Source organism: Sphingomonas sp. M1-B02 (genome assembly GCF_026167525.1).
Lineage (GTDB): Bacteria > Pseudomonadota > Alphaproteobacteria > Sphingomonadales > Sphingomonadaceae > Sphingomonas.
Map to the genome: position 1 here is coordinate 1926830 of NZ_CP110679.1, position 24090 is coordinate 1950919.

Sequence of the window (24090 nt, forward strand, 5' to 3'; positions counted from 1 at the left end):
GGGAGGGAAGTGACTGAAGTTCAGCCATAACCGTAATTGCGAACCACCCGGACAAAAAAGCCGGCCGGGCGCACTGCCCGGCCGTCAGGGGGAGTATCAGCGTGTCTCGGACGTCGCCCGGATCAATATTTGACCCCCAGTCGAACGCCGAGATAACGAGCCGAATCGCGGGCGCGCAGACCGATGATATTGGTGACCGCCGACGGGTTCGGATAAGGATTGCCGGAGAAAGTGCCGGCGTCGTTGCGGATCGTGCCGAAATAATTCTCGTCGAACAGGTTCCGCACCAGGAAGGTGATGCTGTACCGCTGATCGTTCTTCTCTTCGAAGCCGATGCTCAGATTGGCGATGCCATAGGAATCCTGGAAGCTCACCGGGTCGTTCGTCAGCGCGAAGAAGGTTCCGCTCTGCCATGTGTAGTTGCCGTTGACCGTCAGATCGACCGGCAGGCTGCCCAGCGGGATGTTCATGTCCGCGCCCACGTTGAACTTCCATTCCGGTGAATTGGCGAGACGCGAGCCCGATAGATCCTGCGCACGGCCACCAACCGCATTGGGCACGCAGCCCTGCGCCGGCGTCTGGCCGAAATAGCATTCGCCATTGGGATAGGATTTGATCTTGGCATCGACATAGGCAACGCTTGCGTTGAGGCGCAGCCAATTGCTGGCGCGAACCAGCATGTCGGCTTCGACGCCGCGGGTCCGCAGCGAACCGACATTGGCCAGGATGAAGGCGCCGCCCAGGCCGGGCTCGAGCGTCTGCGACTGGAAATTGCTATAGTCGGTCCAGAAGCCGGTGACGTTCAGCGTGACCCGGCGGTCAAGGAACGTGCTGCGCAGCCCGACCTCATAGCTGTCGGCGGTTTCGGCCTCGAGCGGGCGGCTGGCCGGGAAGTTCGGACGCACGAACGACGAGGTCAGATCATAGCCCTTGCCCTTATAGCCGCGCGAATAGGTGGCGAAGGCCATGATATCGTCGGACAGATCCTGCTGGACCCCGACCTTGCCGGTGATGACCGAATCATCGGTCTTGCCGCTCGTGAAGAAGGGCGGATTGCCGCCGTTGCTGTTGAAGCGCTGATATTGGAACCCGATATTCTCGTTGTTCCAGCGCAGCCCGCCGATCAGCGTGGTGCCCGGCGCGATCCGCCAATCAGCCTGGCCGAACAGCGCGAAGGTTTCGGATACCGTGCGCCCATACCAATTGGCATTGGCGACCGGGCCAGGACGAAAGAAGGTCCGCCGGTTCTCGTTACGGGCATAATAGGTCCCGACGACATATTGCAGCGCGCCACCCGAAGGCGAGGTGAGCCGCAGCTCGTGGCTCAGCGTCTCGCCTTCGAAGGTGCCCGACTGGAAGACGCCGGTGGCAAGTCCCAGCGCGGGGCCATAGGCGCCGTCGAAGTCCGAGAGATCCTGCGAATTATAATAGCCCATCGCGAAGATCTGGGTCAGCGTATGGCTGCCGACCGCAAGGTTCATCGCGAGCGACCCGCCATAGCTTTCGGAATCGGCATCCGGGATCGGATCCACCCGCACGGAGAAATTGTCCCGCCCCGGCGTGATCCCGGCGAGGCTTACGGTCGACGGCGTGCCGAACGACGACACCACGCCGGGCGTGCGCTCGATCGCCACGAAACCGCAGCAATTGGTGCGGGTATTGGTGTAGTAGCCGATCAGCGTCGCGTCGAAATCGGAGGACGGTTCGAACTGCAGCTTCGCGCGCACATTCTCGGTGTCGCGGCCATTGATGTCGTTGCCGCTTTGCAGCTCGCGGATGTTGCCGTCGAACCGGCCGACCGATCCGTTGACCCGGAAGCCCAGGGTGCTGGTGATCGGACCGGAGATGCCGGCTGAGTAGCGCTGTTCGCCATCATCGGTCAGCATGACCTCGGCGTTGCCGGAGAAGCGTGACGTCGGCGCCTTGGTCGTGACGCTGATCACGCCGGCGGAGGCCGATTTGCCGAACAGCGTGCTCTGCGGGCCGCGCAGCACTTCGACCCGCTCGATATCGGCGAGATCGTTGAAGCCCTGGCCGGGCAAGCCGCCGGCGACGCCGTCGACGATCACCAGCACGCTCTGCTCGACCCCGACCGAAAAGGCCGAGGTGCCGACGCCGCGCAGGCTAATGACATTGTTATTGAGATCGCCACCCTGCGTGATCGTCAGGCTCGGCGTTAGCTTGGTCAGGTCCTGCAGCTGGCTGCCGCCGACGCTGGCGAGGTCGTCGCCGCTGACCACGGTGATCGCGACCGGCACGTCCTGGACATTCTGCTCGCGCTTCTGCGCGGTGACGATGATCTCGCCTTCCTCGACCGGGTCGCCGGAGGGCGGCACGTCCTGAGCCATCGCCGCCGGGCTCAGCAGGACCGCCGTGGTCGCCAGCAATATCGATAATCCGCGCATGAATATCCCCTCCTGTTTGACTGGATTGAAGACCAATCATTTTATTTTGGTAAGGCCGATTGACCGTCGAGCTCCGCTAGCAGGGCTTTTTCACTGTGAAAAATCGATATAAATGATGATCTGCGATCAATTATATTCATGCATGCCGCGATCTAGGGCGCGCCTATCGCCCGGCAATCTTTCGGGGGCTCGCTAAGCTGCCCCCGACGATCCGCCTGCGGCTGCTGCTGCCGATCCCGCCGCGGCGCTACTGTAATGCGCGCGCCCTTCACTTGACCTGGCCGGCGCAGCGCCCGCATGACGAAGGTGCTCGGCGGAAAGGTAAGCAACGAATGAATTTGATCATGCGGGGAATCGCTTCGGCCATCTTGGTTTCAGCGGCCTTGTTCAATGGCGTCGCTGCTTCGAACGCACAAACACCCGTCCGGACTATCGAGGCACCGGCACCCTCCGGAATTTCCGCCGAGCGGCTCGGCCGACTGCGCGCCCAACTGCAACGCTATGTCGACGAAGGCAGGCTGGCGGGGGCGGTGGTCCGGATCCAACAGGATGGGAAGCTCGTCTTCTCGGCGGCAGTGGGATGGCGGGACAAGGAAGCACGCGATCCGCTGAGAGAAGACAGCATCTTTCGCATCGCCTCCCAGACCAAGGCGCTGACCAGCGTCGCGGTGATGATGCTGATGGAGGAGGGCAAGCTGCTGCTCGACGATCCGGTCGGCAAGCACTTGCCGGAATGGAAGAAAACGACCGTAGCGGTGGCCAAGCCGGGCGGTGGCTACGAGACCGTTCCCGCCAAGCGGCCGATCACGATCCGGGACCTTCTCACCCACACGGCCGGAATCTCCTACGGCGCGGGCCCCGCGGAAAAGGCCTGGCGCGATGCAGGCCTATTCGGCTGGTATTTCGCCGACCGCAACGAGCCTGTATCCGGCTTCGTTGCGCGCATGGCGGCGCTACCCATGGCGGCTCAGCCCGGCGAAAAGTTCGTCTATGGCTACAACACCGACATCCTGGGCGTGGTGATCGAGAAGCTCAGCGGCAAGTCGCTGCAGGCATTCCTCGACGAGCGCCTGATTGAGCCGCTCGGGATGAAAGACACCTCCTTCTTTCTACCGCGCGAAAAAGCCGGCCGGTTCGCGGTCGTATACGAAGGCGATGAAGGCAAGCTGCGGCGAGCGTCGGACGCAAACGTCTGGAAAGCCGGGGGCCATTTCGGCCAGGGGCACTATCTCGATGGTCCGCGCCTGGCCCATTCGGGCGGAGCAGGCCTTCTGTCCACCGCGGCCGACTATAGCCGCTTCCTCGAGATGATGCGACGCGGCGGCGAGCTCGACGGCCGCCGCTATCTGAGCCGCAAGACGGTGGAGCTCATGGTGTCCAACCATCTGGGGTCGGTTGAATATTCGTCCGGCATGGGGTTTGGGCTGGGTTTCTCGATCCGCATGGACCTTGGGGCGGCGGGCCAGCCGGGCTCTACCGGCGAATTCGGTTGGGGCGGCGCCTATCACAGCACCTATTGGGTCGATCCGGAGGAAGGGCTCACCATCGTCTACATGACTCAGCTGCTGCCTTCGGGGGACATTGACGACCATGGCAAGCTGCGCGCGCTGGTCTATCAGGCCATCGACTGACTGCGGTTGCCGGCAGGCGCGGCCCCGGCGTCCCTATCCCGACCTACTCGCGCGCGCCACTCGAACTGCCGGATGCGCTGCGCTCCAACGATCCCCCGCACGGCAGCGTTAGGCGCCGCTTCATCGCCGAGGTAGTCGCACTCGACGTCATCAGGTTCACCGGGCTCGTCACGTCGCTGGAAATCGCCGCTCACGATGCTTCCCAATCAGCAGGCCCCGATGGTGCCCTCCATTGATCGGGAGTGGCGCCCCACAGGGGACAAAGCTGGGCACTCAGATCATTGGGAATTTGGCTGCCGCGGCGCTGATAAATCCGGGATCGCGCGTCGCCGCTCACCCCAAGAGCGTGGCGAGCACCAGATCGGCACCCTCAAACGGTGCGGATGGTTCCGCCATCGATGACGATCTCGGCACCATGGATCGCGGCAGCACGGTCGGCGGCGAGATAGGCGATAAGGTCGGCCACCTCTTCGGGTTCGGCCCCACGCCCAATCGAAATGCCGCCCAGGGCATCGAGCACGGACTGACGCGCGTCCTCGATCGTGCCGCCATTGGCAGCCTGAAGCATTCCCAAAAAGTCTCCGGTTGCCTCCGTCATGATCCAGCCGGGCGAGACGGCATTGACCCGCACGCCCTTGGGACCGAGCTCCTTCGAAATCGACTTGCTGTAGGTCCTGAGCGCTGCCTTTGCGGCAGCGTAGCCGGTCGTGGATTCGGGGAGCGGCAGGACTGATTGGATCGACGTGACGTGCACCACGACGCCTTCGCCCCGCTCGATCATCTGAGGGATCAGCAGGCGATCGAGGCGGACGGTCGCCAGCAGGTTGAGGTTCAACTCGGCAAGCCAGTGTTCGTCCGTCAGCGCGACGAAGCCACCGGCCGGCGACGCCGAGCCACCGACGACATGGGCGAGAATGTCGATGCCGCCCAGCCGCTCGAGCGCCGCCTTGGCCAGCGTTTCGCCGCCCTCGGGCGTGGTCAGGTCCGCCTGGACATATTCGACGCCCTCGATGGTGTCCCTGATCGCCCGGGCGGCGGTGATGACGCGCGCACCGCCGGCCAGGAAGCGCTCGACCGTGGCGCGGCCGAGACCCTTGGTGCCACCGCTGACGAGCACCCGCTTGCCGGCGAACTCGGTAGGATCTGCCTTGATGCTCATACCGTGGTCTCCAGTGCCTTGATGGCGCCGTTCGCCAGCGTGAAGCGATAGGTGAAGCGGAGCGGGCTGCCCGGGAAGTCGCCATGCGCGAGACCTTCGACGACGACGTCGCCACCCTCTTCCCGAACCGTATCGGGCGTGAAAATCGCCTTCACCGGGATCACTTCTTCATGGAAAAGCAGGCGGATCGCAGCCTGTCCCTCAAAGCGCTTGCCGTTATCGATGAAGACGGCGTCGCGCTCAAATGGCTTCAGCATGCCGTCGATATCGAGACGGGCATTTGCCTCGACATAATCGGCGATCGGCGTGGGTAGCTGCATTGACATGTTCATCTCCTGGACGGTGACGAAGCTTATCTAGCGATGGACTTTAGGCGTGATAATCGAGACAAATCGGCATGAGGTATCACGGAGAACGGGACAATGACTCGCCATTCGCTGATCGAACTCGAGGCGGTTCTCGCAATTGTTCGGTGCGGCTCGTTTCGATCGGCGGCGCTCGATCTCGGTATGTCGACCACGGCCATCAGCAATGCGGTGGGCAAGCTCGAGCGCGAGCTTGCCGTGCGGCTCTTCAATCGCACGACGCGCAGCGTCTCGCTCACCCATGCCGGACGGATATTCGTCGCACAGATCAAACCAGCGCTCGAGGACATCCACAAAGCGATGCATATGGCGCGCGCCCAGCAGGAGACGCCGTCCGGAACCTTGCGTATCAATGCCTTCGCGACGGCTGCGCGCGAGATCATGGCGCCGCTCGTGCTGAGCTATCTGCACCGCTATCCGCAGGTTCATATCGACCTCGTCACCGAGGGTCGGCTCGTCGATGTCGTGGCGGCGGGCTTCGATCTGGGCGTGCGCAGCGCGGATCTGGTGCCCAGCGACGCGATCGCCATCCCACTGGGTCTAACGCGGCGGATGGCGGTGGCGGCATCCCCTGCGTTTTTCGAAAACAGGACGATCCCCCAGGTGCCACGGGATCTGCTCGCCTATCCTTGCCTTCGCGTGCGACTTCCCAACGGTGCCTTGTTCCGGTGGCGATTTGAGAAGGGCGGCGACGAACTGCAGATCGAGGTTGAGGGCCCAATCACGCTCGACGAGGCGTCGCTCGCCCGGATCGCGGTAATGAACGACGTTGGGATTGGCTATTTCATGGAGGCCGATGTCCGCGACGACATCGAGGCGGGTCGGCTCGTCCGCATTCTCGAAGACTGGACGCCGCTGCTCGCGCCGCTGTGCCTCTATTATTCCAACCGGCGGAATTCCTCAGCGGCCTTTCAAGCCTTCATCGCGCTCGCGCGCGATTTCGCCGCCGGACGGCTCTCCCAACAATCTTTTCCTAGTGCGGGCGGCCGACGAGTGGATCGCGCAGCCGCCCCCTGAGTCACCTGACCGTCGCCAGCGTCTCATCGAGCCAGTCATAGATACGGGCATAGGCCAAGCGGCTCGCACCAACCTCGCAGTGCGCGCCCGCGCCCTCGGCGTCTGTAAACCGGATCATCGCCTTTGGGCAGGTCAGATGGTCGTAGAGCTGCTGCGCCTGGCCCTGGAAGAACAGGTCCTTCTCCGCCTCGCAGACCAGGGTCGGACAGCGGATCTGCTCGGCGATGCCGTCGCGTAGGTGGTAGCCCATGCAGGCTGCGAGATAGGCACGCGGCGTGTCGACGCCATAGGCATACATGCCGTGGGTAAGATACCATTTCGCCACGGTGTTCGTCTTCATCGCGTGATCGAGGGCGGCGTCCAGTTCCGGCGCGCTTGGTGCGAACAGCGCCGTCCCGGCGGTTTCCCGCAGTTCCGGAGGCAGCAGCCCGAGCGAAGTAGCCCCGAGGTCATAGACGCCGTCGTCTGCGATGCAGGCCGCCAGGCGATGCTCGAATGCCGCCGCGCGAGGCGCGAGGTAGCCGCCGAGGCTTTCGCAATGGAGCGCGATCCGCTTGGGATCCACCTCCTTGCGGGTCAGCGCATAGTCGACCACCGGGGTGACGACGCTCTCCCAGTCGGGCCGGAAGTGCAACCCCTGGCTGTGGACCGCGGAATATTGTCCCGGACCGTCGAATACGAGAACGTTGAAGCCGCGCTCGACCGCCGCTCGCGCGCCCAGCCAGTGCAGCTCCTCCGGCGACCCGTCGAGGCCGCCGTTGAGCAGCAAGGTCTTGCGCGGCTCGCCGGTGGTGTCGGCGTTGTGGAAATAGCCCGTCAGGGTGGTGCCCTCGAACGGGATCTCCACCGGCTCGATCGCGGGGGTGAACAGCGCCGCAGCCTGGCGATAACAGGCCGTGCTGCGTTCGAAGGCGCGCTTGACCCGCGGATCGTCGGCATGGGCGTGGAGGAAGAAGTCGGCGCTGCGATAATAGCTGGAGGCGCGCAGGAAATTGTCGCGGGCGCTGACCTTGTGGCCGCGCGCAAGCTGATCGGCGGCTTCGTCCGCGAGCCGGTCGGCAAAGCGGTTCATGCCGTCGTACCAGCTGTCATAATCGCCGGACTTGATGGTGCTGGCCATGGCGATCACCTCGCCGAACGTGCTGCCGCCATATTCGGCCGCGCCGAACAGGCGCACGATCTCAAACCAGAATTGCGGATCATCCTGGAAGATCAGCGCTTCGGTTCCGGTATTCTCGGTGGGCTTTGGAGCTTGGGTCAGGGCGTTCATCGTAGTTCCTCCCGATGGGGGTGTGACGAATGTTGAGTGCAGCGGCGTCAGCCTTTGACTTCCGCGTGCCCGGCGCCGCTGCCCGGGCTGCGAAATCGGTCAGCTATGCGCGAAGTCGGCGATATCGGCGGCGGTGGCGCGAGCAATGTCGGGGCAAACCACCGGCAGGATCTCGATGCCGTGGCATGTGCCCATCACCTGGCGGCAGCGCGCGGAGACGCCCGCGCCGAGCAGCAGCCGATAGAAAGCGATGCCCTCGTCGCGCAGCGGGTCGCACTCGTTGACGCTGATTACCGTCGGCGGCAGGCCGCGCACGTCGTCGATCGTCGCGAAGGCGGGCCACGCCAAAGGATTGCGTGCCTCGAATGCCTCGATCCCATAAGCCATGGCGCTGCGGTTGTTCTGCACCGAGATGAAGATGCCTTCGTTCTCGGTCGAGGACGGATACTGGGGCTGCGGCCATGCACCCGCGATGAAAGGACACATGGCGTAGATGCCCTTGATCGCGTCCAGCCCATTGCTGCGCTTCAACGACATGGCGACGGCCAGGGCCAAATTGGCGCCGCCGCTTTCACCGGTGACGATGATCCGCGCCGGATCGATGCCGAGCGTGGCGGCGTTGTCGCGCACCCATTGCAGCCCGGACAGGCAGTCGTTGAGGCCGGCGGGAAACGGCGCGATCTCCGGCGCGCTGTCGGCATGCACCGCGTTACGGAAATCGACCATCGCGACGGCGACGCCCCGCGCGGCCATGATGCGGGCCCACGCCTTGTAGTTGCCCTCGAAGCAGGAGCTGAACATCATGCGCCCGCCGTGGATGTAATAAAGGCACGGCAGAACCTGATCGCCCTCCGGGCGGACATACTGGATCTGCACAATGTTGCCGTCCGGCGCCGAGGTGAAGCTCAGCGTGCGCACCGTCAGCCCGGCCGAGGGCGCGATATCCTCGCGGTCCATGCTGTCGAAGACAGCGACCTGGCTGGCGTAGATGGCCAACCCCTGCGGCGAGAGTTCCTGCGCCAGCAGTTCCTCGCGGCTGGTGACATTCGGCTGCGGCTGGCCCAGCGGCATGCCGGCGAAGGCGGCCTTGATGCGCGGGTCGAGGCGGGGGTCGGTATCGATCTTGGAGGTCATTGCAGGATCCTTTCTGCTCAGCTTTGGACATGGGGGATCGATCGCCGGCGGGGCCGGCGTCGATGGCTTGGTTCGAGAATGGTCGGAGGGGCGCCTAGCGCGTGGGGTCGAGCAGCGCGGCGTAGGTGATCGAGCGCGAGATGCCGCGCAGGTCGGCCACCGGATAGGGGCGCCCGGTCACCGGGTTTCCGGCATCCACTTGCTGGACCATGCCGACCACGACGATGTCGCTGACGGGATCGACCCAGAACCAGGTGCCGTGGACGCCGCCCCAGAAGAAGGTGCCGGCGCCGATCGGGCCGCCGTTGAAGCTGGCATGCGACGGATCAAGCACGATCGCGACGTTCATGCCGTATCCGACCCCGACGAAGTCCTCGACAATGTGCACCGGCACGCCCTCGGGCAGGAGGTTGCTGGTCATCAGTTTCACCGAGGATGGCGCGAGCACGCGCACACCGTCGAGTTCGCCACCATTCGCCAGCATCTGCGCGAACCGCAGATAATCCTGCGCCGTTGCGTAGAGCCCGGCGATCGACAGCAGCAGCTTGGGCTTCACGCCCGGCGGGGTGCCGGCGATGGTTGGGAAGGCCGACTGGTCGGGTGCCAGGCCCAGCTTCAGGTTCTCGTCGAGCATGTAGCGCGGCGGGATGCGGTGACGCTGCTCGGGCGCAACGCCGAACCCGGTGTCGGTCATGCCCAGCGGCGTGAAAATGCGCTGTTCCAAGATCACATCGATGGGCAGACCGGTCAGCCGCTGCAGGATCACGCCCTGCACCTCCTGCTGAAGGCCATAGCGGAAATGGGTGCCGGGCTGCGTCTCCAGCGGGAGCGTGGCGAGCTTGGCGATCAAATCCTCGTTGGTCCCGCTCCACATGTCCGCGGCCATATAAAGGGCATCGACCGCGGGGTTGGTCGAACCGAAGGCCGGCCCGAAGGCAAAGCCGGCGCAGGTCGACATGATGTGGCGCATCTGCATCGCCCGGTCGAGCGGCACGAGCTGCCCCTCCTGCAGCACCTTGAGGTCGGCAAACTCGGGGATGAACTTCGTCACCGGATCGTCGAGCTGCCATTTGCCCTCCTCACAGAGCTGCAGCATGGCGGTCGCGATGATCGGCTTGGTCATCGAGGCGATGCGGAAGATCGCATCCTCGCGCATCGGCTCGCGGGTCTCGAGCGACTGATATCCGTAGCGCGAGGACTTCACGAGCTTGCCGTGGCGAGCGACCATGACGCTGATCCCGGCATAATGCCCGGCGTCGATCTCCGCCTGCATCGCTCCGTCCATGCCGGCCAGACGTTCCGGCGAGAAGCCCACGTCTTCAGGCTTGCTGAGGGGCAGAGCGCTGCGGTCGTGTGTCCCAGCATCGGTGTGAAGCGTATGGATGCTCATGAAGGCCTCCTATTTAAACGCAGCCCATCTGCGTTAAAGGCTCAATATGCGAGTCGATGCATTAACGCAATACCCCTGCGTTAAATAAATGCAGGTCCCTTGCGTTAGCGCGCGCCGCGCCTTAGCTGGGAGGCGTTGAAGGAGATGCGTGCAGTGGCAGACGTGGTGAACCAGGGAAGCGATGCGCAGCCAGCCGCGCGAAAGCGCAACGGCGGGCGCTCGGCGCGCGTGCGCGAAGCGGTGTTGCGAGCGACCTGGGAAGCATTGCTGGAGCTTGGCGTCGATGGCTTGAACTTCAGCGAGATCGGCCGCCGTGCCGGCGTGCATGGCACCTCGGTCCAACGTCGCTGGGGCTCGAAGGAAAATGTGCTCTTCGACGCGCTCCTCAGCTTCGGCACCGAGGCAATTCCCGTGCCCGACACCGGATCGCTACGCGGTGACCTCGTGGCAATGTCCCGAACACTGTCCGCCTATTTCGCATCGCCTATTGGAGGGTCTATCTTGCAGATGTTCGTCGCCAACGCGGACAATGACCGAGCATTCGCCGATCATCGTGCCGAGTTCATGCGAATCCGCTTTGACGCAATGCGGATGATGATCCGCCGCGCCGCGGACCGGGGCGAACTTCGCGCCGGTATCGACGAGGAAACCGCCTTGGACCTCGCCCTCGGCCCGCTTTATGTGCGAGCGCTCATCACCCGACAGCCGATCGACGATGCCTTTATCGAGAGCTTCGTCGATATCTTACTGACGGGACTGTTGGCCAAAGGCGCAAGCACCTGAATGGAGTCGCGCCGATGGTGGAGTGGCAGGTTTCGGGACCGCATCGCCAATTTGAACGACGGTGATTGGACGCTAGCCGCCTCGCGACCAGCTCCGGTTCTCAAACAATCCTCTATGGGGGTTTGCCGAAACCCAGCTTTTCCGGGGGTTTCCAGGGATGGTGCCGCTTACAGGACTCGAACCTGTGACCCCCGCATTACGAATGCGATGCTCTACCAGCTGAGCTAAAGCGGCCCGTCCAGGCGCATCCGCCCGAAGAGAGGGGCGCGCTTACCAGCATGATTCATGGCTGACAAGCGTTGCGATTTGGTTGCCGGGCGCGCGCGCGGGGCCAACTTGCAAAAAGTTGCGCCATCGCGCTCGGCTTTACGCGGCGTTTACCACGGACGGTGCACAAGCGCCGCTCTTGGTACCGGGCCCGTCGGCCCGAAATGGAGCAGGCGCATGGACATGTCTCGCGGCATCAACGATCCCTTCGACTCGGGTCCCGACGTCGGTGGGGAGGAGGCCGTATCGGATCGCCCGCTCGAAATCGGCAATGACGAGCGGCGGATGCACGTCCGCGCCTACAATCACTGGGTGTCGCTGCTGCAGGGCAGGCCCTATCCGTCGATCAACGACCTCGATCCAGGCAATATCGCCGATTTCGGGCCGCACAGCGTGCTGCTCGATTTCACCGCGGGGGTCGAGAATCCGGCGATCCGCTATCTCGGCGCGTCGCTGCGCGAGGAGTGCGGAGTCACTGCCTTCATCACCCATGTCGCCGAAGTGCCGAGCCGCTCGCTGCTCTCACGGCTGACCGATCATTATCTCCAGATCATCGCGAATCGCGCGCCGATCGGCTTCGAGGCCGAATTCGTCGGCCAGCGCGGGCACAACACGCTGTATCGCGGCATCCTGATGCCCTTCTCGTCGGACGGCGCCTCGATCGACTTCATCTATGGCGTGATCAACTGGAAGGAGATGGTCGACGCCGAGACCCAGGCCAGGCTTCATGCGGAGATCGAGGAATCGCGGCGCAGCGCCCCGCAGGCCAGCGCGAGCGCCCCGGTCTGGGCCGATGGACCGAGCGGCGGCTTCGATACGCCCGAGGAGCCGGTCACCGCGAACGATGCCGGCGCCAGCCTCGCCGATCAGCTGATGCTCGCGCGCGAATCGGCCGCCGCCGCCCGCGCATCCGACACGCGCAGCCGCGCCGCGCTCTATCGCGCGCTCGGCCGAGCCTATGATTTCGCATTGGCCGCCGAGCAGGACGGGGAGGGCTATGCCGAATTGCTCGCCGACGCCCAGCTCAGCGTCCAGGCCCGCGCGCCGCTGACGCCCGCGGTCAAGCTCGTCTTCGGCGCGGATTACGACAAGACCCGCGTCACCGAATTCGCCGCGGTGCTCAGCCATGCGAAGCGCAGCGCGGTCCCGCATGGCGGGCTCGACGCGTTCCTCGATGCGGCCGAGGGCGGCATCAAGGGGATCGTGAAGGCCGAGCGCGCGCACCGCCGCCCCGCCCCGACCCTCGACCTCTTCGCCCGCGCCGCAGCCGAGATGCGGGGGCGCCCGCCGCTTGCCCATGTCGCGATGGAGGCAGGCGACGACGAATTCGTCCTCCTGCTGGCGCGCGCCGGCAAGCAGGGCCTCGATATCGTCGCGCGGGTCGACAACGATCCGGCGCTCACCGAACGGATGATCCGCCGCGCCGCCGCCTGAGATAGTCTCACACGATACTTTCTACCCCCCGGACTCTTGAGGTCGCGCGGCTCCGGGCGCATAGCGCGGCCATGAAAAGCATGATGACGTCGCTGACGCAGGCGTTCGAAGCGCGGTTGCTCGAAGGAGCGCTGCCAGGGGAGCTCGAAGGTTTCGACCAGAGCGAGCGCGCGGAAGCAGCGAGCTTCGTCGCAGAGACCGCGGCGATCCGCCCGCCCGGCGCCCCGCGGATCCGGCTGGAAACCTATCTCGACGAAGAGCGGCGGCGAATGCGGCTCGCAGTCGTCAATGACGACATGCCCTTCCTGGTCGATTCGATCTCGGGCGCGATCGCCGCGCACGATATAGCGGTCTATCGCATCATCCACCCGATCCTGCCGGTCGAGCGCGACGCCGACGGAAAGCTGGTCTCGATCGATCCCGCCACCGGCGGCCACCGCGAATCGATGATCTATATCGAGATGGAGCGCGGCGACGCCCGCACCCGGCGCGCGCTGGTGTCCGAGCTCGAACGCACGCTCGATCAGGTCCGCGACGCGGTCGAAGATTGGCCCGCACTCCAGGCCGCGATGGCGGCCGACGCCGCGTCGATTCACTCGGTCGAGGGCGCGGCATTGCTGCGCTGGTTCCACGATGGCGCGATGACGCTGCTCGCGCACGAGGCGTGGCGCAGCGATGGCACCAGCGCCGATCAGCTCGGCCTCGCCCGCTACACGCTCGACACGCCTATCCTCGCCGAGGCGTCGCGCCAGGCGGCGATCGAGCATTTCCGCAGCGGCGGCGATGCACCCCTGCTCCTCAAGTCCAATTCGATCTCGACCGTCCATCGCCGCGCGCCGCTCGATATCGTTGTGGTGCCGATCCTCACGGGAGCCGACGTGACCGGTCTTTCGATCCACGCCGGCCTGTGGACCAGCGCGGCCTTGTTCGACTCGCCCGAGGAAGTGCCGGTGCTGCGCGCGCGCCTCGCCGATCTGGAGAAGAAGCTCGGTTTCGATCCCAAGGGGCATACCGGCAAGGCGATGGCGCATGCGCTGACCGCGCTGCCGCACGATCTGACGACGGCGTTCGATCAGGATTCACTCGAGAAGCTCGTGCTCACCGCGATGTCGGTCTCCGATCGCCCGCGTTCGAAGCTGGCGCTGGTCCGCAGCCTGCTCGGCCGGCATCTGTTCGCCTTCGTCTGGCTGCCGCGCGACGAAGTCTCCACCGGCCGCCGCGAGGCGATCGGCGCGATGCTCGAAGAGGCGGCGAACGGCCCGCTGATCAACTGGTCGATTTCGCTCGAAGACGGCGTCGTCGCGCTGCTGCGCTATACGCTCGATCTGCGCGGCGGCGGGGTGATGCCCGACGCGGCGCTGCTCGATGCACGGCTCGAGCGGATGGTGCGCGGCTGGGTGCCCGCGGTCGAGGCCGCCTTGGTCGAGCAGGCCGGCGCCGCGTCCACGCGTCTCGCGCTGCGGTTCGCACACGCCTTCCCGGCTGTCTATCGCACCACCAGCACGCCCGAAGAAGCGGCGCGCGACATCCTGCGGATCGCCAAGCTCGGCGCGCCCGGCGATCGCTCCGCCCGGATCATCCCTTTGCCCGATCGTCCCGGCGAATATCGCGTCAAGCTCTATGCCCAGGGGTCTCCGCTCGCTCTGTCGGACGCGGTGCCGGCGTTCGAGAATTTCGGGTTCCGCGTGATCGAGGAAGTGCCCACCGAACTGGCGGGCGGCACCTTCCTGCACGATTTCGTCGTCGCCTCGGGCAATTTGCGGGGCGACCTTGCGGTCATCGAGGACGCCTTGGTCGCGGTGCTCGAAGGGACTGCCGAAAACGACCTCTTCAACCGGCTGATCGTCGAGGGCGGCATGGCCCCCGCCTCGGTCATCCTGTTCCGCGCCTGGTTCCGCTATCTGCGCCAGACCGGCCTCAGTTACGGCATGGCGACCGTGGTCGATGCGCTCCGCCGCGCCCCCGCGGTGGCCGCGGCGCTGATCGAGCGGTTCGAGGCGGCGCACAATCCCGTCCGCGCTGGCACGGACAAAAGCGCCGTGGAGGCCGCGACCCGGGCGATCGACGCAGGGCTCGACGCCGTTTCGGCGATCGACGACGATCGCATCCTGCGCACGCTGCGCGGCGTCGTCATGGCGACGCTGCGTACCAACGCCTTCGCCCCCGCCGCGCGCGAGGCGCTCGCCTTCAAGCTCGATTCGGCAAAGGTCCCCGGGCTTCCCCAGCCGCTGCCGTGGCGCGAGATCTGGGTCTACAGCCCCCGCGTCGAGGGCATCCACCTGCGCGCCGGCCCGATCGCCCGCGGCGGACTGCGCTGGTCCGATCGCCGCGACGATTTCCGCACCGAGATACTCGGCCTGATGAAGGCGCAGCGCGTCAAGAACGCAGTGATCGTGCCCACCGGGGCGAAGGGCGGATTCTACCCCAAGAACCTCCCCTCCCCCGCCACCGATCGCGACGCCTGGCTCGCCGAGGGGACCGAGAGCTATCGCATCTTCATCCGCGCCTTGCTGTCGATCACCGACAATATCGTCGCGGGCGCGGTGGTGCATCCCGATCAGGTCGCGATCCTCGACGGCGAGGACCCCTATTTCGTCGTCGCCGCGGACAAGGGCACCGCAACCTTCTCCGACGTCGCCAACGCGATCGCGATCGAGCGAGATTTCTGGCTCGGCGACGCCTTTGCCTCGGGCGGCAGCCACGGCTACGATCACAAGGCGATGGGGATCACCGCGCGCGGCGGCTGGATCTCGGTGCAGCGCCATTTCCTCGAGCTCGGCACCGACGTGCAGACCGAATCGATCCGCGTCGTCGGCTGCGGCGACATGTCGGGCGATGTGTTCGGCAACGGTATGCTGCTGTCGAAGGCGCTGAAGCTGGTCGCCGCCTTCGACCATCGCCACATCTTCCTCGATCCCGAGCCCGATCCCGCAGCCAGCTGGGAAGAGCGCGCGCGGATGTTCGCGCTGCCGCGATCGAGTTGGGCGGACTATGCCCCCGCGCTGATCTCGAAGGGCGGCGGGGTGTTCGCCCGCACCGAAAAGTCGATCCCGCTCAGCCCCGAGGTCCAGGCGATGCTAGGACTCGACGTGGCCGAGATCGATCCGACCGGCCTGATTTCCGCGATCCTCAAGGCGCCCGCCGACCTGCTCTGGTTCGGCGGCATCGGCACCTATGTGAAGGCCGCGGCGGAGAGCCATATCGATGTCGGCGATCCCGCCAACGATCGCCTGCGCGTCAACGCCGAGGATCTGCGCGTGCGGGCCGTCGGCGAAGGCGCCAATCTGGGCGTGACCCAGGCCGCGCGCATCGCCTTCGCCTCGCTGGGCGGGCGGATCAACACCGATTTCATCGACAATTCGGCCGGGGTCGATTGCTCGGACAATGAGGTCAACATCAAGATCGCGCTCAACCGCGAAATGATCGAGGGCCGGCTTTCGTTCGAGGACCGCAACGCCTTGCTCGCCGATATGACCGACGACGTCGCCCATCTCGTGCTCGAGGATAACCGGCTCCAGACGCTGGCGCTCTCGTTCCTCGAGAATGACGGGGCGATGTCGCTGCCCAGCTATGTGCGGGTGATCGAAATCCTCGAGGCGGCGGGCAGGCTCGATCGCGCGGTCGAAGGCCTCGCATCGAACGAGGATATGCTCCGCCGCGCGCAGGAGGGCCGCGGGCTCACCCGTCCCGAGCTTTCGGTGCTGCTCGCCTCGACCAAGCTCGCGCTGCAGGATGCGATCGAGCACAGCACGCTCGGCGAGGATCCCGAACTCCTGGACGATCTGCTCGCCGCCTTCCCGCAGGCGATGCAGCAGCGCTTCCCCCAGGCGATCGAGGACCACCGGCTCCGCAAGGAAATCGTCGCGACCAAGCTCGCCAATCGCGTCATCAACCGGCTCGGCGTGCTTCACCCGTTCGAGCTCGCCGAGGAGGAAGGCGCGTCGGTGCGCGACATCGCCGCGATGTTCGTCGTCGCCGAGCGGCTGTTCTGCCTGCCCGAGACCTGGGCAGCGGTGGAGAGCGCGCCGATCAGCGAAGGCGCAAGGCTCGCATTGCTCGACGAAATGGCGGTCGCCGCGCGCGGCCAGGTTGCCGATCTGCTGCGCATCTGCCGTCCGGGCGACAGTCCCGCAGCGATCGTCGCCCGGCTCAAGCCCGGCATCGACGCGCTCGATCGCCAGGCGAAGGCGCTGCTTCTCGACGAGGTTCGCGCGCAGAGCGGGCGCATCTCCGCCAAGCTCGAGGCGACCGGCGCACCGGCCGAGCTGGTCGCCAAGGTCGTGCGGCTGTTCGAGCTCGACGGTGCCGTGGGCCTCGCCGAACTCGGCATGCGCAAGGGCATCGACGAGACCGAGCTGACCCGCGCCTTCACCCATCTCGGCCAGGTATTGGGGCTCGACTGGGCGCAGTCGACTGCGGCGCGCATCGTAACCGCCGACCCCTGGGAGCGGCTGCTGATCGCCGGCCTTGCGCGCGATTTCCAGCAATTGCGGCTGGAATTCCTGAGCCGGCTGGAGGGCGATCCCGCCGCGGGCGTGGAGAAATGGCTCGTCGAGCAGCGCCCGCGCGTCGACCAGTTCGCCCACCTCGTCCGCCGTGCGCGCCAGGCGGCGGCGCCCAATGCGGCAATGCTCGCACAGATAGCGGGACAGGCGCGGTTGCTGCTGGGGAGATAGCGCGCGATTCCAAATTGCAATTGCGAGTCGTTCGCGTTATCAACTGCGCAACGACTTCTGGAACGCCCTCCCCATGCATGGAACTGCCGCACCGGCCAAAGCTAAGCGCAGCCGGAAGAGCTTCTGGCTGAAGCAGCTCCACACCTGGCACTGGATGAGCTCGGCGCTCAGCCTGATCGGGCTGCTGCTGTTCGCGATCACCGGCTTCACGCTCAACCACGCCGCGGAGATCGAGGGCTCGCCGCAGACCGCGGAGGTCGCGGCGCAGCTTCCGCCCGTCTTGCTGAGCCAGGTCGCCCCGGACGGCGCGCCGGACAGCAAGAAGCCGCTTCCCCCCGCGGTATCGACCTGGCTCGCCGAAAAGCTGCCCTTGTCGGCGCGCGGCGAGGCCGAATGGTCGGCCGACGAAATCTATCTCGCCCAGCCGCGCCCCGGCGGCGACGGCTGGATCGCGATCGACCGTACCAGCGGCGCCGTCACCAGCGAGAAGACCAGCCGGGGCTGGATCGCTTACCTCAACGATCTCCACAAGGGCCGCAATTCGGGCACGGTGTGGAAGTGGTTCATCGACATCTTCGTCGCCGCCTGCATCATCTTCTCGCTGACCGGCCTCGTTTTGCTCCAGCTCCATTCGCGCCACCGCAAGAGCACCTGGCCGCTGGTCGGGCTCGGGCTGATCGTGCCCGCGGCGCTCGCCATCTTCTTCATCCACTAGGGAACAGGCCATATGCAGATCCGCCTCACCGGGCTCACCCTGACCGCCTTCGGCGCGACCGGCATGCTCGCGGTCCCCGCCGCCGCGCAGACGCTGGACCTGACCGTCACCATTCCGCGCCTGACCGTCGCCGAGTATCACCGGCCCTACGTCGCGATCTGGCTCGAGAAAGAGGGCGCCGCGCCGCGCACGCTGGCGGTCTGGTACGATCATGACATGAAGGCCAATGAGGGCACCAAATGGCTCCGCGACGTGCGCCAATGGTGGCGCGTATCCGGCCGCTCGATGAAATTCCCCGCCGACGGCGTCACCGGCGCCACCCGCGCGCCCGGCGCCAACAGGATAAGCTTCACCGGCGGCCGCGGCGCGATGCCCACGCTCAGCCCGGGCAACTATACGCTAGTGGTCGAGGCCGCCCGCGAAGTCGGCGGCCGCGAGCTGGTCCGCCTGCCCTTCGCCTGGCCCGCCGGCGGCACCGCATCCGCAAATGGCACCAGCGAGCTCGGCGCCGTCCGGCTCACCATACGCCGCTGATCAGGGAGGAAAGACCATGAAGAAATTCCGCACCACCATCCTCGCCGCCGCCGCGATGCTGGCACTTGCCACCCCCGCCGCGCTTCAGGCGCATCGCCAGTGGATGCTCCCTTCCGCCACCGTCGTCTCGGGCGACGACGTCTGGGTCACGATCGACGCCGCCGTCTCGAACGATCTCTTCTATTTCGAGCACCAGCCGCTGCGTGGTGACCCGAAGGTCTTCGCGCCCGACGGCACCGTGCTCGATGTAGAGAATAAGGCGACGGGCCGCTATCGCACCACCTTCGACGTCCATCTGACCCAGAAGGGCACCTACAAGGTCGCCGTCGTCAGCACCGGGCTGATGGGCAGCTACATGCTGAACGGCGAGCGCAAGCCGCTGCCGCGCGGCACCACCACCGCGACGCTGGCAAACGCGATCCCCGCCGGCGCCACCGACGTGCGCACCAGCGAATCCTCGAGCCGCAACGAGGTGTTCATCACCTCGGGCGAACCCACCACCACCGTGCTCAAGCCGACCGGCGTCGGCATCGAGCTGGTCCCGGTCACGCATCCCAACGACCTCGTCGCCGGCGAGACCGCGACCTTCCAGTTCCTGCTCGACGGCAAGCCGATGGCCAACCAGGCGGTGACCGTGATCCCCGGCGGCATTCGGTACCGGGACAAGCTCAACCAGATGGACCTCAAGACCGATGCGCAGGGCAATGTGAAAATCAGCTGGCCCGAGCCCGGCATGTACTGGCTCAACGTCACCACCGGCGGCGGCCGCGAAGGCGGGATGGGCCCCGGTGCCCAGGGTGCCGCCCCGGCGGCGGCCCCGGTCGGCCCCGCCCCGCGTCGCGCCAATTACGTGACCACGCTCGAGGTTCTCGCTCCCTGAGGATCGCCATTCCGCCTGGGCTCTCGGCGCAGGCCTTCCACCGACGCCGATCGGGCGCCGCCGTGACCACGCTCGGCGGCGCCACGATGGGCACGAGCTGGTCCGTCCGCCTGGTCGCCCCCAAGCGGGGGCTGCCCGGCGGGCTGCAGGCGGGCGTGGAGGCCGTGCTCGCACGCATCATCGCGCAGATGAGCCAGTGGGAGCCCTCCTCCGACATCAGCCGCTTCAATCGCTCCGCCCCCGGCAGCTGGCAACGCCTCCCGCCCGAGTTCGTCCATGTCCTCACCACCGCGCTGGCCGTCTCGGACAAAAGCGAAGGCGCATTCGATCCCGCGCTGGGAATAGCCGCCGACCATTGGGGCTTCGGCGCGAGCGAGCCGCCGAGCCGGCCCGAACTGGAAGCCGTCCCCTCTGGCCGAGCATCTATCGAGCTGGACGCGCTTTTGCTCCGCGCCCGCCGCACCGCGCGCGCGGCGCTCGATTTCTCGGGCATCGCCAAGGGCTATGCCGTCGATCGCGTCGCGGCGCATCTGCACCAGCTCGGTCTCACCGATTTCCTCGTCGAGATTGGCGGCGAGCTTTCGGGCCACGGCATCAAGCCCGACGGTCAGCCCTGGTGGGTCGAGCTGGAGCAGCCGCCCGGCCTCCGCCTGCCCGGCCTCCGCGTCGCGCTTCACGGCCTGGCTATCGCCACGTCGGGCGATTATCGGCGCACCGTCGAAAAGGACGGCAAGCGGCTCGGCCATACGCTCGACCCGCGCACGGGCCGCCCGTTGGAAAACCAGGTCGCCTCGCTGACCGTGCTGCACGCCGAATGCATGCTCGCCGACGCCTGGGCCACCGCGCTCACGGTACTGGGGCCCGAGCGCGGTCCTGCCATCGCCGAGCGCGAGGATCTGGCGATGCACATGGTAGTCCGCGAAGGCGCGGGAGTTCGGGAGATATTCTCGCCCGCGCTCGAGGCGATGCTCGGCTGATCGGCGTCAGCTGTCCGCCCAGCTCCGCAGCAGATTGTGATAGACGCCGGTCAGCTCGATCACCGATCGGTCGGCCCCGCCGAGCTGGCCCGTCAGCCGCTGCACCGCCTGGTCGAGATCGAACAGGATCCGGCGATTGCCATCGTCGCGCACCATCGATTGCAGCCAGAAGAAGGATGCCACCCGCCGCCCGCGCGTGACGGGCGTGACATGATGCAGGCTCGACGAGGGATAGAGTATCGCATGCCCCGCGGGCAGCTTGACGCTGTGCACGCCGAAATGATCCTCCACCACCAGTTCGCCCCCGTCATAGTCGGCGGGGTCTTCGAGGAAGAGCGTTATCGACAGGTCGCTGCGAATGCGAAAGTCGGTGCCGCGCTGGATGCGGATCGCATTGTCGACATGCGTGCCGAAGGTCTGCCCCTCGCCATAGCGGTTGAACAAGGGCGGGAAGACCTTGAGCGGCAACGCGGCCGCGAAGAAGAGCGGCGACGTGCCCAGCGCTTCGAGCACGATCGCCCCCGCCGCGCGCGCCGCAGCGCTGCCCTCTGGCAATTGCTCATTCTGCTTCGCCAGCGCCGACTGATGCCCGGAGGTGACGTTGCCGTCGACCCATTCGGCCGCATCGATGATCGCCCGCACCCGCGCAACTGCGGCTCGATCGAGCAGGTCGGGAACGGTGATCATCATAAGCGGGCCTCGGACAGGCTTCTTTCTACTGGAAGGCGTAGTTCAGCGACAGCACCGCGGCGCGGCCATCGCCGGGAGTGGCCCAGCCATTGTTGCGGATGCGGGTATAATATTCCTTGTCGCCGATATTCTTGACGTTGAGCTGCGCCCTCAGATTCTTGGTCACGTCATAAGCGACATAGGCGCTGTGGACGAGATAATCGTCGACGCTGAAGACCGTCGGCGCCGCGAGCGTCGGCAGGTTGAACACGAACTTGCCCTGATAGGTGAGGCCGTATCCCAGCGTCAGGCCGAACGGCAGCGTATAGGTGGTGAACAGGCTTCCCGAATGTTCCGGAGTATTCTGGAGCGAGGCCCCGGCCCCCGGATCGCGCACCGCCACGCTGTTGCCGCACGCCGCGCTGGGATTGGCCAGGCAGAAGTCCGAGACCGACTGGATCAGTTCGCTCTTCAGATAGGTGTAATGCGCGGTGATCGACCAGGCCGGCGTGATCTTCCCGATCGCGCTGAGCGCCACACCGTCGACGCGCGAATGGCCGTCGAGCACCTGATCGGGAATGGTCGGGTCGCCCGACGCGATCCGATAGCTGTCGCGCTCGTTGCGGAACGCCGCGACGCTCAGCAACAGCCGGCCATTGGCCAGTTCTGCCTTGGCGCCGATCTCGTAATTCTTGGCCCCCTCCGGCTTCACGTTGCAGGTGGCGACGGTGCAGGCGCCGTTGACGGCGTTTTGCGAGGGCGTCTTCGAATTGCCGAACGCGCCATAGAGGCTGACCGATTCCACCGGCTTGTAGAGCAAGCCGACCCGGTAGGAGAACATCTCCGCGTCGTTATGCAGCCGCGGGCCGATGACGATCGGGCCCTGCGGCACGGTAAGCGTCGCCGCGGTCGAGCTGTCGGTCTGGAAATTGCCGCTGTTGCTCTCCCAGCGGATACCGCCGTTGAGCTCGAACTTGCCCAGCTTCATCGCGTCGAACAGATAGAGCGCGTAATTGGTGACTTCGCCGCGCTGACGCCCGCTCTCGATCCGGTTGACGGGTCCGGTGTACACGTTGCTGCCATAGGTGAAGCCTGCAGGGCCCGGCACGACTTCGTTGGGGTTGGAGAAATTGATGAGCGGATAGGCGCTATAGGCCAGGGTGCCATTGGCGTTGCGCAGCGCGTTACCGGTGGAGAGCAGATACTTCTCCCAGCTCGCTGACGCGCCTGCGACCAGGGTATGCTCGATGCCGCCGGTGTCGAACACCGCGCGCAGGTCGATCTGGTCGTACATCAGCTCGTTCTGCGAATCGCGGAAATTGCCGCGCGGCCCGCCGATCAGATAATAGCCCACCGGCACGGTCGCGGGGCAGGCCGCGCCGCTCGGCTGCACCCCGCCGGTCAGGCAATAGGTGCCCTGCGGCGGCCCGACGACGGTCAGCTGGGAGACCTGCTGCCAGCGCGTGAGGTTGCGGATCGAGACCTGGTCGCTCAGCTCATGCTCGAAGATCGCGGTCGCCTGGTCGACCGTGATTTCCTGCGTGTCGACGTTGCGATAGCCGAAATAATCGCTGCGATCGACGCCCGGTATCGGCCCCGCATTCACCGCGGTCTGGTAATAAGGAACGCCATATTGCGGGATATTCTCGTCTTCCTGGTGGACATATTGCAGCGTCAGCTTGGTCGGCCCGCCGATGCCCAGCGTCACCGAGGGCGCGATGCCCCAACGCTTGTAATTCTCCACGTCGCGGCCCGGCACATCGTTGCGGTGGACCATCGCATTGAGGCGCACCGCGATCAGATCGCTTGCGCGGAGATTGGCGTCGATCGTGCCGCGATAATATTCGTCGGTGCCCACGCCGGCGCTGGCCAACACGCGCGTCTCGGCCAGCGGACGCTTGGTAACGATATTGATCGAACCGCCGACCGAGCCCGAGCCGCCATAGACCGAGCTTGCGCCGTTCACGACTTCGAGCTGCTCGAGGTTGAACGAATCCGACCGGCTATAGGCCGCGCTGTCGCGCACCCCGTCCTGGGTGATGTCGCTGCTCGCCGAATAGCCGCGCAGGTTGATCGAATCGGCGGGCGGGCTGCCCCCTTCGGCCGCGCCGAAGGTGATGCCCGGCACGGTGGAGAGCATATCGCGCAGCGTCAGTAGATTCTGCTGCTCGATCGTCTCGCCGGTGATGACGGTGACCGTCTGCGGCGTATCGCGGACGGTGCGAGTCGCCTTGGGGCTCGCCTGATGCGGCTGATAGGCTTCGCCGCTGACGATGATCTGCTCGCGATCCTGGCGCGCATCCTGATCCGCCACTTCCGACGTGCCGGTGATCGGATCGGTCGGGTCCGACGCATATGCCGGAGCACTGGCAATGAATCCCACGCAGGCAAGCGCCAAAAAGGCCGGCGAAGCGGCAGAAACGGAACGCGTCACGATGATCCCCCTTAGGTGTCGTTACGCATTCAGCTATTGCGAAGCGTTCGCAGAGTCAACGCTAATGCGAACAATTCTCATCTATGAGGTGATTGGATCGGCGCCGCGAACAGCCAGCTGCGTAGCGCGCTGGCGAGGTTGGGTGGGTCGTCCGCCTGGATCCTGGCATGGTCGATGGCCGCAATCAGCGCGCTGAGCGGAAGTGCGTGTTCCACGGCCGCGCGTTCCAGCGCGGCCCAGAAGATCGGCTCGAGACTGATCGAAGTCGCATGCCCGGCAATCGTCACCGAACGCTTGCACGGGCCCTGAAAGCCGCCGGGGGGCGGATCGACCTTCACGCCCGCGCTCCG

18 protein-coding genes and 1 tRNA gene are annotated in these 24090 nt (G+C 65.8%); 9 read left to right on the forward strand and 10 right to left on the reverse strand.

Going from position 1 to position 24090, the window contains the following annotated elements; genetic code table 11:
• Positions 1-122: 122 nt before the first annotated feature.
• Complete coding sequence (locus tag OKW87_RS09195; RefSeq protein WP_265538795.1) at positions 123-2405, reverse strand: TonB-dependent receptor; 2283 nt, start codon at positions 2403-2405, stop codon at positions 123-125.
• A gap of 272 nt (positions 2406-2677) precedes the next feature.
• Here OKW87_RS09195 and OKW87_RS09200 point away from each other — a divergent pair, with 272 nt between their 5' ends.
• Positions 2678-4036: a serine hydrolase domain-containing protein gene (locus tag OKW87_RS09200; protein WP_265538797.1), complete on the forward strand. Its 1359-nt coding sequence runs from the start codon at positions 2678-2680 to the stop codon at positions 4034-4036.
• Between the two features lie 370 nt (positions 4037-4406).
• On the opposite strand, the gene OKW87_RS09205 is transcribed toward OKW87_RS09200, so the two are convergent.
• Positions 4407-5195 (reverse strand): SDR family oxidoreductase, encoded by a 789-nt coding sequence (locus OKW87_RS09205; protein WP_265538799.1) that lies wholly within the window; start codon positions 5193-5195, stop codon positions 4407-4409.
• Positions 5192-5521 (reverse strand): nuclear transport factor 2 family protein, encoded by a 330-nt coding sequence (locus OKW87_RS09210; RefSeq protein ID WP_265538801.1) that lies wholly within the window; start codon positions 5519-5521, stop codon positions 5192-5194. Before OKW87_RS09210 ends, OKW87_RS09205 begins: the two co-directional genes overlap by 4 nt.
• A gap of 96 nt (positions 5522-5617) precedes the next feature.
• Between OKW87_RS09210 and OKW87_RS09215 the strand changes: the two genes are divergently transcribed.
• Positions 5618-6577, forward strand: a complete 960-nt coding sequence (locus tag OKW87_RS09215) for a LysR family transcriptional regulator (protein WP_265538803.1) — start codon at positions 5618-5620, stop codon at positions 6575-6577.
• A 1-nt stretch (position 6578) separates the two neighbouring features.
• Here the strand turns inward: OKW87_RS09215 and OKW87_RS09220 are convergent, their stop codons facing one another.
• The 3 genes from OKW87_RS09220 to OKW87_RS09230 all read right to left on the reverse strand — a co-directional run bounded on the left by OKW87_RS09220 (position 6579) and on the right by OKW87_RS09230 (position 10371).
• Positions 6579-7847, reverse strand: coding sequence for an alpha/beta hydrolase family protein (locus OKW87_RS09220; RefSeq protein ID WP_265538805.1), 1269 nt, complete (start codon positions 7845-7847; stop codon positions 6579-6581).
• 99 nt (positions 7848-7946) lie between these two features.
• Complete coding sequence (locus tag OKW87_RS09225; protein WP_265538807.1) at positions 7947-8981, reverse strand: alpha/beta hydrolase fold domain-containing protein; 1035 nt, start codon at positions 8979-8981, stop codon at positions 7947-7949.
• 94 nt (positions 8982-9075) lie between these two features.
• Positions 9076-10371 (reverse strand): serine hydrolase domain-containing protein, encoded by a 1296-nt coding sequence (locus OKW87_RS09230; protein WP_265538809.1) that lies wholly within the window; start codon positions 10369-10371, stop codon positions 9076-9078.
• A 144-nt stretch (positions 10372-10515) separates the two neighbouring features.
• Here OKW87_RS09230 and OKW87_RS09235 point away from each other — a divergent pair, with 144 nt between their 5' ends.
• Positions 10516-11154 (forward strand): TetR-like C-terminal domain-containing protein, encoded by a 639-nt coding sequence (locus OKW87_RS09235; RefSeq protein WP_265544070.1) that lies wholly within the window; start codon positions 10516-10518, stop codon positions 11152-11154.
• A gap of 158 nt (positions 11155-11312) precedes the next feature.
• Here the strand turns inward: OKW87_RS09235 and OKW87_RS09240 are convergent.
• Positions 11313-11388: transfer RNA gene (locus OKW87_RS09240), tRNA-Thr, on the reverse strand.
• Positions 11389-11598: 210 nt separating this feature from the next.
• Here OKW87_RS09240 and OKW87_RS09245 point away from each other — a divergent pair.
• From OKW87_RS09245 to OKW87_RS09270, 6 genes are all read left to right on the forward strand, one after another.
• On the forward strand, positions 11599-12855 hold the full coding sequence (locus tag OKW87_RS09245; protein ID WP_443025041.1) for a PAS domain-containing protein: 1257 nt from the start codon (positions 11599-11601) through the stop codon (positions 12853-12855).
• A 71-nt stretch (positions 12856-12926) separates the two neighbouring features.
• Positions 12927-17531, forward strand: a complete 4605-nt coding sequence (locus tag OKW87_RS09250) for an NAD-glutamate dehydrogenase (protein ID WP_265538810.1) — start codon at positions 12927-12929, stop codon at positions 17529-17531.
• A 73-nt stretch (positions 17532-17604) separates the two neighbouring features.
• Positions 17605-18246 carry a PepSY-associated TM helix domain-containing protein gene (locus OKW87_RS09255; RefSeq protein WP_265538812.1) on the forward strand — a complete coding sequence of 214 codons (642 nt, stop codon included), beginning with the start codon at positions 17605-17607 and terminating at the stop codon, positions 18244-18246.
• Positions 18247-18258: 12 nt separating this feature from the next.
• Positions 18259-18780 carry a DUF2271 domain-containing protein gene (locus tag OKW87_RS09260; RefSeq protein ID WP_265538814.1) on the forward strand — a complete coding sequence of 174 codons (522 nt, stop codon included), beginning with the start codon at positions 18259-18261 and terminating at the stop codon, positions 18778-18780.
• Positions 18781-18796: 16 nt separating this feature from the next.
• The gene (locus OKW87_RS09265; protein ID WP_443025042.1) at positions 18797-19660 is read left to right on the forward strand and encodes a DUF4198 domain-containing protein; all 864 of its coding nucleotides are present in this window, start codon (positions 18797-18799) and stop codon (positions 19658-19660) included.
• 86 nt (positions 19661-19746) lie between these two features.
• Positions 19747-20637, forward strand: a complete 891-nt coding sequence (locus OKW87_RS09270; RefSeq protein ID WP_265544073.1) for an FAD:protein FMN transferase — start codon at positions 19747-19749, stop codon at positions 20635-20637.
• Positions 20638-20643: 6 nt separating this feature from the next.
• On the opposite strand, the gene OKW87_RS09275 is transcribed toward OKW87_RS09270, so the two are convergent.
• The 3 genes from OKW87_RS09275 to OKW87_RS09285 form a co-directional block, all read right to left on the reverse strand.
• Entirely contained in the window at positions 20644-21327 is a 684-nt protein-coding gene (locus tag OKW87_RS09275) for a Fe2+-dependent dioxygenase (RefSeq protein WP_265538816.1), read from the reverse strand.
• Positions 21328-21352: 25 nt separating this feature from the next.
• Complete coding sequence (locus OKW87_RS09280) at positions 21353-23740, reverse strand: TonB-dependent receptor (protein WP_443025043.1); 2388 nt, start codon at positions 23738-23740, stop codon at positions 21353-21355.
• A 77-nt stretch (positions 23741-23817) separates the two neighbouring features.
• Positions 23818-24078: a ribbon-helix-helix domain-containing protein gene (locus tag OKW87_RS09285; protein ID WP_265538818.1), complete on the reverse strand. Its 261-nt coding sequence runs from the start codon at positions 24076-24078 to the stop codon at positions 23818-23820.
• Positions 24079-24090 lie beyond the last annotated feature (12 nt).